Below are 11,957 nucleotides of genomic sequence, written 5' to 3'. Positions count from 1 at the left end.
AGGAATTCCCCCCTCTCCAAGTACGGAGATTCATGTGGATTTTGGTGATTTTGACACTACCGAGACTTACGGATGAGGTCGCGCATGTCGAGCTTAAATCCCCACCATGTAACCCTACAGGGGCGCTTGACCGAGTGCTATTCGTGACTGTCCGCGCTTATCAGAATCACTGCTGATTTATTCGGAATGGGAAGCTGGAAGTTTCAGGGCACGACCTCCGTCCCCACTTGATCGACCCATCACCCCGCCAGCACGTCCCGATACACACCAACCAGTCGCCGGATCATCAGGTCGCGGTGGAATCGTTCCCGAGCCCGCTCGCGCCGTGCCGATCGGCGGCGTTCGTTCTCTGGCAAACGCGCCAGCAGATGCTCCAGCGCTCGCCGCCACGCTGCGGGATTTCCCGGCGGCGCCAGAATCCCGTCGCCGCGCCGCAGCACCTCCGGGTGCGCCCCGACACGACTGGCCAACACCGGCGTCCCCGCCGCGAGCGCCTCCGCCACCGTCAGGCCAAACGCCGGCTGGCCGCGATCCGGGTTCAGGAATAGATCTGCCGCCGCCAGCCAATCCGCCAGATCCGCATCCGGCACGCGCCCCAGGAACGTCACGCGATCCTGCAACCCCAGTCGCGCCGCGATCGTCTCCAGCCGCGCGCGATCCGGCCCGTCGCCGCCAATGGCGAAGTGCCATCCCGTCTTGTTCCCCAAACGCCCCAGCGCCTTCAGCGGCACATCCAGCCCCTTGATTTCCTCCAACCGACTGATCGCGAACAGTAGCATCGGATGCTCCTGTCCGCTGTCCGGCACCAGGAATCGCTTCTCCGGATCGAACACCAATCGCGTCCGCCGCGGCCGCAGCCGCCCCAGGTTCATCCCCAACGGCACAACCGCCGGATTCAGTTGCCAAACCTCGCGCCGCAACTCGCGCGCGGTGAAATCGCTGTCCACGATCAGGTTCGGACGCTTGCGCAGAAATCGCCACCACAGCGGCCACAACGCGAACCGATGTTTGAAGCGCCAGATATCGCGCATGCGCTCCACCGGCGATCGCATGTGCCGCACGCGACGATCCAGCGGCGTCTCGCTCCAGTGCGTTCCGTGAATTGTCGTCACAATCGGCGGCATCTTGCGCGCGCGAAAGACCAACGGGACGCCGGCGAAGCCCTGCGCATGAATGATGTCGATGGATTCGCGTTCGGCGATCTGGCGAGCCCTCCGCGCCAGCGTCAGCAGGAACCGCTTGCTGTAAGCTCCCCCGCCGCTGCCTCCTACGGTCTCCAGCACGCCATTCGTTCGCAACGGCTTCAGCGCCGCCCGATCGGGAAGATTCGTTGTCAGTATATGAACCGTATGCCCGGCCGCGATCAGACCTTCCAGAACATCCTGCGCGTGCCACTCCATGCCGCCGGCCCGGTGCGCGGGAAAGCTGCGACAGACCAGCAGGACGTTGAGGGGCCGATCACTCATCCACGGTGGAAGACTCGGGAAGCTTGGGGCGGATCGTCACGAGGATCCCATCGCCGCGGCGATCCACATGCACGTCGTAGTCCGAAATCAGGTACGGCGGGTGCAATTTATCCGGAGCCGGGGACGGAAGCGGCGTGCTCGCCGCGTCGGTGAAGCTCATCTCCGTCAGCTCACCCGTGTTGCGCAGCTCATCCGGCATGCGCAGGCTGCGGCCGCCCATTCCGCTTCCGCTCGGGGCCGATGCCCCGCCGCCGAACGCGGACGGTTCACCAGTCGCATCCGCTGCCGCCAGAACCGACTGCGCGCGATACCAGAACATACTCAACGACGCCTCGTCCGGGAAGACCAACGCCAACGTCTCCGGCGCCAGCGGCTGGGCCGGCGTGGGAGCAGCCTTTGCCGACCACTGCCCGACCAGTTCCTCGTTCTCGTCGCCGGCCATCGATGAAACATCCGCAGCAGCCTCGAAGTCGCCCGGCAGCGCAACCAGCTTCCCGCCGATCGCTTTCGCGTTCTCCGCCAGCACCTCCGAAGTCGTCGGGTGCTCCAGGTTCGTTCCCGGCTTGTACATCGCACCGTGCAGACCCAGCGCGGGAGGCGCGACCTCCACCTCGGCGACGACCTCATCCGCCTCCGAATCCTCGACGATGTTGTCCGACAATCCGCGCGCCTCCGCGTCCGGGGCGTAATCGTCGATGTCCTCCATCTCCTCGGCCGTTTCGAAGAAGAGGTTGGATTCGAAAGGAGTCTCGCTGGGTTCAGACGTAGGCGCGGACTCCATCGCCCGCTGCATCGCAACCGGGGGCGCAGCGGAAGCCGCCTTCTCCCGATCGTCGGACTTGTCACGAGCCGGCGCGTCCGTGATCTGCGCGGACATCTGGAGCGCGTTTCCGGCGCCCCCATCAAGCCGTTCGGCCGCCGGCTGCTCCTTCTTCTCAATCGCAGCACCGGCCGTAACTTGCTCCTCCACCATGGAGTGAAGCGAATTCAGATCTTCGCCATTCTTCTCCTGACGTAGCCGCTCGCTACCATCCTTGGCGCCCTCTGCGATCGACGCGATGTCGGTTCCCAGGCTCTTCTCCTTCTCAGCGCCCTTCTCCGGAATCGCCTCGCTGGCAACGCGACGCTCCGCCTGTGCGTGTGCAATCAACTCATCCGGCGTCGTCACGTTCGAATCGCGGGCACTCGGTAAGACAGTCTCAACATCCGTGGCCATGTAAGCGCCAAACACGATCACCGCCGCCGCCGCGGAACCAATCGCCCACTTCATGAAGGGACGACGACGCGGCGCGATCTCGATCACTTCGGCAGCTTTGGCCTTCTCCAATGCACCCGCCAGCAACCCCGCCGGAGCCGCGGGCACAGGCGCCCCGGCCATCAATCCGGCCAGTTCGCGATGGTCCTCGGCTTCCTCTGCAAGCTCCGGATCGGCATGAAGAAGCTGCTCGAACTCGGCCTGCTCTTCGGCGCCGAGTTCACCCATCAACCAGGGGTCCAGCAGTTCTTCGAAGCGTTCCCGACTCATGCTCGTCGTTCCTTCAGTACGTCTTTCATCGATTCGCGAAGCATCTTGCGTGCGCGGTTGATCCGCGACTTCACCGTCCCGATGGGCAGATCCAGCGTCTCGCCGATCTCCTCGTAGGACAATTGCTCGAAGAAGCGCAGCACAACAACCTCGCGCCATTCAACGTCCAATTCCTCGATTCGCTCGTGCAACGTCTCCATGAGCTCATTGTCCGCCGCAGCGTCGCGAGGATCGCGGGCTCCGGCATCTTCCCACTGCCGCGGCCGCTCGTCCTCGTCTCCTGCGTGCGGAGCATCCAGACTCGTGTAGCGCGCCTTTTCGCGATTCTCGACCACAAAGCGATTCTTGGCCAGGTTCGCCGTGATACGGTACAGCCAGGTGCTGAATCGGCTGGTGCCACGGAATTTCTTGATATGGCGAAAAGCACTGACCAACACCTCCTGTGCGAGTTCGAAGGACTCTTCCTCGCGTCCCCCCAGGAATCGCAGCGCCGTGCGGTACACACGATCCTGATGGGCGGAGAGAAGCTCCTCGAGGGCCGTCTGGTCCCCGTCCTGGGCGCGCTGAACAAGATCCGCTTCGCGGGCTGGATCCATGTCCATCATGCCCTTCTTCGCGTTGTTCGACAATGTGGCCACAATAAAGGTTCCCCGGAAGATCGACCTTGAAGCCCCTCGGATTAACGAAATCGCGCCCTGCCGGAACTCGAACTCGCGAATCGGAGTCTCCAGTGCCCTACCCGCCCTGGCGCGGACCGCCGATCTCGCGCAATCGATCCAGATCGCGCAGAATAATCCGCCCCTTGACCGTCTCTATTGCACCCGACTCTCGAAGTTGGGTGAACAGTTTGGTAACCTGTTCACGCGTCATGCCCACCATAGCACCCATCTCCTGGTGCGTCAGCCCCAAACCGATGCGAATTCCACCATCGATTTCCACCCCGTGGCTCTCGGCCAGTTCCAGCAGCAGCGACGCCAGTTTCTGGAGGTTCGTCTTGAAACACAGGTTGATCAACCGCAGTTCCACCCGCCGCTTCCGGATTCCCAACTGACGGATAATCTTGAACGCCACCCGCGGCCGCCGGCTCAGCATATGGCGAAAGTACGCCGCGTCGAACCGCAGCAACTGCGTCGGAGTCTGGGCCATTGCCTGGTGCGAATCCATCGGGCTCGCCGGCGCATCGACTTCATCCTCGTCCACCGCCCCCCAGATATCCCCCGGCCCCAGGTACGTCAGGATCACCTCCCGCCCATCCGGCAGCAGATGCGACACCTGCAGCCGTCCGCTGATCACCACGTAGACCACCCGCGGCTGGTCGCCCTGGAACGTGATGATCTGCTTCGGATCGAGCAACACCTCCCCCGCATTGCCCGCAACCGACATCGCGGACATATCCTGCAGCCCCTCGAACAGATCGAGATTCTTTATGTACCATACACGATCCGGCACGGCACCAACAGCTCCTGACATCATGTTCGATTCAGAATAGAAGAACCCAACGGATGGACAAGGGAGAAGAGCACCGCCCGAGCACCAACAACTTGCTTCGAGGTGATTTGGCCATCTTGGCCAAGAGCTAACCCGCAAACATGCCTGAACGCCAACATCCCTGGGGCTTGGGCAAGGATGCCCAAGCCTCGTCATCCAACCCCCAGCGCATCGGCCACCATCTGCGCCATCAGACGATGCCCCGTGGGGGAAAGGTGAAGCCCGTCGCTCGTCGCGTCCTTGGCTCCCAGAACCGACATAAAACGCCGTTTGGGAATCAGTGGAACACCAAGCTCGCGAGCCACCCGCCGTTGCGCGCTGCCATAGCGATTGTGAAAAGGCGGAAGCGGCAGTTCGAGCATCACCACCGCACGATCCTCGCTCTTCACCGCCTTCAACAGCACCCTCAGCTCCTTCTCAAAGTCGCTGGAACTCGTTTCGCCCATGAAGTCATTCCCGCCGATCTCCAGCAGAACGAACGTGTCCTCCGGCGTCAGCTCCTCCGCCTGAAGCATCGCCGTTTCCAGGCTGGCGCCGGCCTTTGCCAAATTCCGCGTCGGAATGCCCGTCAGCTCCTCAAAGACAATCGGCCAGGGGCGTTCTCGATCGCTGATCCCCGCGCTGATCGAATCGCCGATCACCGTCACGCGCGTACCATCCGGATGAGAAAGGGCAGGCGTGATGTGCCACCGAACTTCCAGACCCGAACCCAGAAGGACCAGAAGGACCAGAGCCCCAAGACTCCCCCACCTCCAACGCGGATCGCACTTCTCTCGCGACCAGAGAATCGGAACGGCGATTACCAACGCCAGCAGAGGGACGTAGTAGAACGCGATTGAAAGAGGAGTCGAACACGCCAGTTGAAATGCCAGCCCCGGCAGCAAGAACCAGCCGGCTGCCCGCTTGCACCAGCGCCACTTCTGCGAAACGGCAAAGCACACACCCGCCGCCAGGATCAATCCTCCGCCGACAAAGAACAGCATCCCGCTGGCAAGAAAGTTCACGACCGGATTCATAGCCCCTCCCCCCAAGAACCAACCGTCAAATCATCCACACACCATTGGCAGCCCACAAGAGAAGACCCCCTTGTCCGCCATAGCGCGGAGCGCGGAGGAGGATGGAACCGCCAACCACAGACCACTTCGAGGTGACTTGGCCATCTTGGCCAAGAGCAAACCCACAAACCTGCCTGAATGCCCACACCCCTGGGGCTGCCCAAGTCACCTCGTTTCGCTCCCAAAGCTTCGCTATCCCCAAATGCCGAGTGCGAGGTCGAGTACCGCTTCGCTGAGTACGAGTACGCAGCCCCCCTCGAACTCGTACACGTACTCGACCACTCCACCGAAGGGGCAACGCCCCGCTCCATACCAGCCCAGGGCGCAAGCCCTGGGTATCGCTTGCGTCAAGACCGAGCCATCCGACCGCCGCGCAACGAAGAGCTTGGCGTAGTGAGAGCACCCTGAAACGGAAGGCCGCCCTCCAAAAGGAGAGCGGCCCGGTGTGCTTCCCCAAAACGCCATGGGGGTTATTCGCGTTGCAGGACTGCCCAGTCCTCGATCGTCGTGAACGGCGCCATCGGCGGATCGAACAGGACAAGCCCCTGGCCGTTATCCGGCTGGTGCTCAACAACGCCTTCGATCGTTAGCAGATCCACCGTGCCGAAGTCGTTGTTCTCCGCGTTCTGATCGCGTGCGGACAAGTTGTGGATGGCGAAATGTCCACCCACGCCCGTGTAATTCCAGAAGCGGTTTGTGCCGAGGGATTGCGCTCCCGCGAAGTACAGGCTCGAAACATCATTGCCCGGAACGCCCGGACCCATGCTGGCCTGTGCGTTGTTGTCGATGAGAACACCGACCTGGTTCGTGTCGCCAGCCAGGCGGTTTTTCTCGATCAACATCTCCGTACCGTTATCCGTCAGTGCAATCGCCGCGGACGTGCTGTTGTCGAAGCGGCTCGCGCGCACAATCACCTTCGCAGCGCCCTCGGCCCACACGCCGTAAGTCTGCGTGTCAAACGGCGTGTACTGGTTCAGCACCGTCGCCTCGGAGAACTGACCCGAGACAAACACGCCCGTGCCGCTGTTCGTGAACGCGTTGGTTTCTGCAATCGTATCGCCACCGACGAGCACTTCCGTTTCCGCCCCGCCAGGGCCCGTCACGAGACTGACGCCGGTCGCGTTGCCATCCAGCGCATTCCGCCGCAGCACCGTACCGATATTCACCGTCGGTGCCGTACCGCCGATCACATCCACACCGATCGTGTGATTGTCGATCTGGTTGGAAACCAACTGCAGACCTGTCGTAGAGGTCGTCACACGCTCGGTCGCCTCGACCTGTACGCCGATCGTCAGACCGCTCGTGCTGATCAGATCGTTCGCCTGTGCCAGAATCAGCGAGTCGGGATCGACATCGCGGACGGCCAGCAGAATGCCCGAACCGCTCTGAACGTCGTTGCCGGAAACAATTGCCTGCGCCGTCGCGGTGATGCTCTCGACGGCAATCGCCTTGTTTGCAGTCGGTCCCATCGCGAGCGTATTGCCGCTGATGTCGAACCGCGCCGCGTTGCTGATGATGTTCGCATTGATACCGAGGTTTGCCACGTTGCTCAGCGCATTGTAGGAGATCGTGTGCGTCGACGTTGCATCCGTCGGCGTCACATCGATACCCAGGCCAACGAGATCAATCGTGTTGCTGGTGATCGACGTGTTGGTCAGCGTGCTCAGCGCAATCGCGCCGGCCTCGTCGCCCTGGCCCGAGATATTGTCGAAGCGAGAGTTGTTGACCGCGAGCGCATCGCTCGGATCCGAAGCCGAACCGTTCGACGCGATGCCCTTGTAGTAGAAGTTCCGCGCGGCAACGTTGTCGAAGCTTAGATTATCCGGGCCGTCTGCGATCGTGTGATCGATCACCACGGCGTTGCGTGCATTGACGTCGGCACCGTTCTGCGAGGCACCACCCGGAATCGCCGGGTTGTCGCCGTCGAGAACCATGTTCGACATCGCAACGTCGTCGCTCTGGATCTCAAACAGATTCAGCGCAGATCCGTCGACAACCACCGAAGCAGATGTGCCAACGTCGTTGCCCATCGGGTAAACGATCGGCCCGCCGGGCGCATCGCCCACAAGAGACATCGGGCGATCGATCCGCGTGCCGAGCACCTGGTAGATTGAATCCGGATCGTAACGCAGCGAATAGTAATTCGCCGTCACCACGTCGACAGTACCGCCAGTGGCGACCGCCTCGACGCCATCCGAAAGCGCACGGAACAGCGTCGTGCCGTAGCCCGCCAGACCGCGTGAAGCCGCGCCATCGAGCGTAATCGGCGACTGCAGCGTGCCCGCGTTGAACGGAATGAAGTCGAGCGGACCAGCCGTCGCGCCTTCACCGAGCGGGTTATCCAGGTCGCCGTCGAAGATCATATCGTCGACCGCCACGGCGCCGTTGTAAGTCACGCCGCCGCTCTGCCATGTATTACCTTCCGCCCGCACCGTGCCGGGCAGGAATGCAACCAACTGAACCGCCGCAGAAGAATCCGCCACGTCAAACGTGTTGCCGCCGGCCGAACCAAACAAGCCACCGCCCATGTCGACGGTGCCTGCATTGTCGGCATACACGCCAGTCGCCGGAGAACTCGGAACGCCGATGTAGTTGTTCTCGAGATTGACGAGAGCATCGGTGTCCGCCTGCACGGCCATACCAATGTTGCCTGCAATTCGGTTGTTCCGGATGTCGGCGTACGAACCGCCTGTAGCGGCGATGCCGATGCTGTTGTTGGAGATCGCAAGGTTATCCGTAATCGTTGCCGCGGCCGCTTGGCCGTCGACCTCGATGCCGAAGTTTCCACCCGTGATCGAGTTGGAAGACACACCACCGACAAGCACATCGACCGTCGCGCCCGGCAAGCCGCCGTTATCAACACTGATCACCGAAACGCCCTGCGGCCAGCCCGTGATCGTGTTGCCGTACAATTGCACGCCAACCGCTTCGTTATCCGTCGCGGTCCCGAAGACCTGGTCGGTCGTATGCACACTCACGCCAATGCCGCTCGCCAGCGTCGGCGTCGCGACGATCGCGTTATCCGCCACGAAGACCTGGCCAAAGCCCGTATCCACGCCGCTGACGAAGACGCCGTAGGTCGAGAGGGCGCTCGTATCGATGCTGGAAAGACGATTAGCAGTCAGGTTCACATTCGCCGGAGCCGTCGAGCCAACAGAGTCGCGACCGATGTAACGAACCGAAATCGCCGCGGCATCCATTACGCCCATCAGCGTGTTCGACGTCGCATCGACGGTCGACGGAGGCGAAACCGGCGTCGGCGCTTCCAGGTTATTAATGTCGAGACCGACAAACGCCGGGCCCGTCACAACGTTCTCAGAAACTTCAACGGTTCCCGTCGTCACCATGGAACCGACTTGAATTCCGCGATGAATTCCCATCAGCGAATTCGAATTCGCCACGCCGATCGCGTTGTTCAGATAAGCAATCGCGCCCTGGCCGTTCGATCCGCCACCGCCGACCGACAGGAAACTCACGCCCGTCACGTCGACTTCGGGAATCGCGCCCGAACCGGTCAGCGGCGCCATCGCCGCCGTATCGCCGCCGAGAATCGAAACGCCGTTCGTTGCCATCGTCACCGAGCCGCCCGTCATCGAGCCGCTCGCGCCGCCGAACAACACCGCGCCGCCATCGACCGAACCACCGACATAATCGCCGAGGATCTGGAAGTCGCAGTTGGCAACCTGGTATCCGGCCGTATTCGGCGCCAGGAAGTACGCGCCGTGGTCGCCGAAGTTCCGTACGGTCAGATTCCGAAGAGTCACATTATCGATCGAGGCCGTCGCATCGAGAACATAAACGCCGAAGTCGGCTTCATAAGCGGCCGCAAAAGACGCCGTATCGCCCTCGAGAGTCAGATCGCGAATCGTCACGTCCGACGAAGCGACATTGAACAGCGTCTTGCCGCCGGGGATCGACGTCGCCGGTTCGACAATCGCGCCGGCCTGTCCGGAAAGCCCCAGGCAACCGGAAGTGGACTCATCGTAGCCGACGATCGTCATCGGCTTGGTCACCGCGATGTTCTCCTCCTGGTACGTTCCGTTCAGCACGTAAACGGTACCGCCGGAATTCACCGCAACAACGCCTGCGGTGATCGAGTTGAACGCATTCACGCCGTACACGAGACTGACTGCGGCGGGATTGCAGCCCGCCACGCCAACCGTTGGGTCGGCGTCCACGTCGCCCTGGGCAGTCCAGAGCGGATCGACATAGATCTGATCCCCGCTGCGGAGGATTCCGCCGATGGATCCGTGGTTGATTTGATAGTTACCACTGAACGATTGTCCAGTCGCAGCCCCGCCAAACACGTGCGGGAAGGCCCGATAAGCGGCACCGCCGGTAGGCGTGTCGCTCCCACTGTTGGCGGAGGACCGATCGATTCGATAAGTCGCGCTGGACATCCCAGCGGACGCCGCGACGGCAATCGTCAGAATCGCTATCAGAAGGGCTAAAGCCTTCTTATTTATGGACTTGCGGGCTCCAGGAAAAGCCATCTCGCTGGGCTCCTCTCAAGGCTCGGAAAGGTGGCGATATGGGTCATGACTCTTCCAAGTATGGAACAGCCCCCCATGCGGTGGCCACCTCTTTTTAACTTCAATCAGTATCTGCCGAAGCAGACACCCCTTGGCCGGCGCCCTGCAGGCGCCAAGTGTACCCAAATCCGCAAGGCGGTTTCGCGCACACCGGCCAATTTACCATATGTTGGCTATAGGACGCTTTCGGGGTGCCGTAAAGCCAAAAGACCGCCCGGCAGTCCGCCTTCACCACCCGGGCCTGACGGTCATCACGGGAGCACTCCCAGGCTCAGCCGTCGGGCTGAGAATATCCAGCGGACCTGGCGGGGCGAAGATGTCGGCGTTCATCCGCGCGACTAGCGCCCCCGGCGGCAGCGCCATCCCAGGCGCCAGCAGCATCGTCGGAGCAGCCGCGAGGCCATTTTCCTGGAACTCCGCGGGATCCGGCGCGTCGTGGAACAGCACATAGTAATGCGCGTAAGGCACCTCGACGGACAGAACATTCGGCCCCTCCGAATTCGCCTCCCACATCCGATCGAGCGCCTCCAGGACCCCGTACTGGAACGCCTGGTCGCGCTTCGGCAGGAAGCTCGCCAACGCCACAATCAGCAGCACGCCTGTCGCCAACCGTTCCACCGCCAGCACCCCCAGAGCCGCGCGCGGATTCAGCCGCTCCGCAATGGCCAACACGCCGCGGGCGCTGACCAGATGCACTGCCGGAAAGAAAAGGATCGACCGCAGCGCGTGCGGGATCCCCTCTGCCGTCAACGAAGCCGCCAGTGGCGCCGCCAGCACCCACACCAGCAGCAACCGCGACCCCGGCCGCGACAGCCGCCGCAGCGTCACGAGTCCGATCAGGAAGAACGCAGTCTCGCCCCACGGAATCAGCCCCGACAGCGCCATGGCGTGCCGCGGGTTTGCATCGCCAAAGAAGAAGAGGAACCGCGGGTCGAAATGCCTGAGATAGTTGAGCAGGAAGAGGCCAACTCCCTCCGGCAGCGATCGCCCGGCAAACACCGACACGCGCTCGAAGCGCCCGGACCCCGCAGTCATCGCGTACAGGAACACCGGCACCGCGATCACGAAGAACGCCACCGCCGCCGGCCAATAAGCGCGCACCAGCCGCTTCCAGTCGCCGCCCATCTCCCAGGCCAGCCCCAGCAGAATCACCGGCACCACCAGCCGCGCCGGCGCGTACGCGTAAAAAGCCAACCCGAACGCCAGCCCTGCCAACACCGCCAGCGCGCGCCGATGGCGCTCCCCCGCCGCGGCAACCGCCAGCACCAGGCAGACGCCCAGCGTCGCAAACACCGGCACCGTCACGCCCTGCTGAGCCCACCGGCTGAACAACACATGCGTCGGCGAAAGCGCCACGAACCCGGCCGCCGCTAACGCTGCAACGCGTGGCCGCGGAGCCGCCGATCGCTGCAGGTCCGGGCGGAAGATCGATTGCCGCCCGGCCTCCAACTGCGCGGCAAGCCACGCCGCCAGCGCCACGAGCAGAATCCCCGCGAGCGCCGCAGGCAGCCGCGTCGTCCCGACCGACAGCCCAAACAGCCCCACAATCGGGGCCGCCAGGTACTGGTAGATCGCCGACGTCTGCACACCGCCCGCTTCCAGGAAGAACGGCACCGGCCGCGTCGGCACGATGGCGCCCTGGACGAACTCGCCGTGCCGCCCCGTCCGCCAAAGCTCAAGCGCCGTGTAGCCCTTCTCCGCCTCGTCGCGGAACAACCCCGGCGGGTTGTCCGCTAGTCCCCATATCCGGACGGCCGCAGCGACCGCCACAACGCCCAGGAGCAGCACCCAGTAGGGCACGGGCCAGGCTGTCGATGCGCGAGTTGGCGGAGTCGAAGCGCTCATGGCCGCCACCGTCCCCGCCCACGCTTCCGGGCTCAACGGAGATTTG

The 11,957-nt window shown here is 62.9% G+C and carries 7 protein-coding genes; all 7 read right to left on the bottom strand.

Annotated features, from left to right (window positions below; all coding sequences use genetic code 11):
* Positions 1-239: 239 nt before the first annotated feature.
* The 7 genes from KQI84_18525 to KQI84_18495 all read right to left on the bottom strand — a co-directional run bounded on the left by KQI84_18525 (position 240) and on the right by KQI84_18495 (position 11,911).
* The gene (locus tag KQI84_18525; protein MCB2156878.1) at positions 240-1,466 is read right to left on the bottom strand and encodes a glycosyltransferase family 4 protein; all 1,227 of its coding nucleotides are present in this window, start codon (positions 1,464-1,466) and stop codon (positions 240-242) included.
* Complete coding sequence (locus KQI84_18520) at positions 1,459-2,991, bottom strand: hypothetical protein (GenBank protein MCB2156877.1); 1,533 nt, start codon at positions 2,989-2,991, stop codon at positions 1,459-1,461. Before KQI84_18520 ends, KQI84_18525 begins: the two co-directional genes overlap by 8 nt.
* Complete coding sequence (locus tag KQI84_18515) at positions 2,988-3,629, bottom strand: sigma-70 family RNA polymerase sigma factor (protein MCB2156876.1); 642 nt, start codon at positions 3,627-3,629, stop codon at positions 2,988-2,990. Before KQI84_18515 ends, KQI84_18520 begins: the two co-directional genes overlap by 4 nt.
* Positions 3,630-3,726: 97 nt before the next feature.
* Positions 3,727-4,440, bottom strand: coding sequence for a Crp/Fnr family transcriptional regulator (locus KQI84_18510; protein MCB2156875.1), 714 nt, complete (start codon positions 4,438-4,440; stop codon positions 3,727-3,729).
* 191 nt (positions 4,441-4,631) lie between these two features.
* A complete protein-coding gene (locus tag KQI84_18505; protein ID MCB2156874.1) occupies positions 4,632-5,495 on the bottom strand; it encodes an SGNH/GDSL hydrolase family protein in 864 nt (287 codons plus the stop codon).
* A gap of 509 nt (positions 5,496-6,004) precedes the next feature.
* The gene (locus KQI84_18500; GenBank protein MCB2156873.1) at positions 6,005-10,027 is read right to left on the bottom strand and encodes a right-handed parallel beta-helix repeat-containing protein; all 4,023 of its coding nucleotides are present in this window, start codon (positions 10,025-10,027) and stop codon (positions 6,005-6,007) included.
* A 267-nt stretch (positions 10,028-10,294) separates the two neighbouring features.
* Positions 10,295-11,911 carry a hypothetical protein gene (locus tag KQI84_18495; GenBank protein MCB2156872.1) on the bottom strand — a complete coding sequence of 539 codons (1,617 nt, stop codon included), beginning with the start codon at positions 11,909-11,911 and terminating at the stop codon, positions 10,295-10,297.
* Between the last annotated feature and the right edge of the window lie 46 nt (positions 11,912-11,957).

It is taken from the genome of bacterium (assembly GCA_020444065.1).
GTDB lineage: Bacteria > Sumerlaeota > Sumerlaeia > SLMS01 > JAHLLQ01 > JAHLLQ01.
The sequence above is the reverse complement of the archived record's forward strand: the minus strand, read 5'-3'. Positions and strand labels throughout refer to the sequence as shown.

What these genes read in the sequence shown, in the direction of transcription:
- KQI84_18520 (MCB2156877.1), bottom strand. Translation starts at nt 2,991, where the DNA reads ATGAGTCGGGAACGCTTCGAAGAACTGCTGGACCCCTGGTTGATGGGT.
- KQI84_18500 (MCB2156873.1), bottom strand. Translation starts at nt 10,027, where the DNA reads ATGGCTTTTCCTGGAGCCCGCAAGTCCATAAATAAGAAGGCTTTAGCC.
- KQI84_18525 (MCB2156878.1), bottom strand. Translation starts at nt 1,466, where the DNA reads ATGAGTGATCGGCCCCTCAACGTCCTGCTGGTCTGTCGCAGCTTTCCC.
- KQI84_18505 (MCB2156874.1), bottom strand. Translation starts at nt 5,495, where the DNA reads ATGAATCCGGTCGTGAACTTTCTTGCCAGCGGGATGCTGTTCTTTGTC.
- KQI84_18495 (MCB2156872.1), bottom strand. Translation starts at nt 11,911, where the DNA reads ATGAGCGCTTCGACTCCGCCAACTCGCGCATCGACAGCCTGGCCCGTG.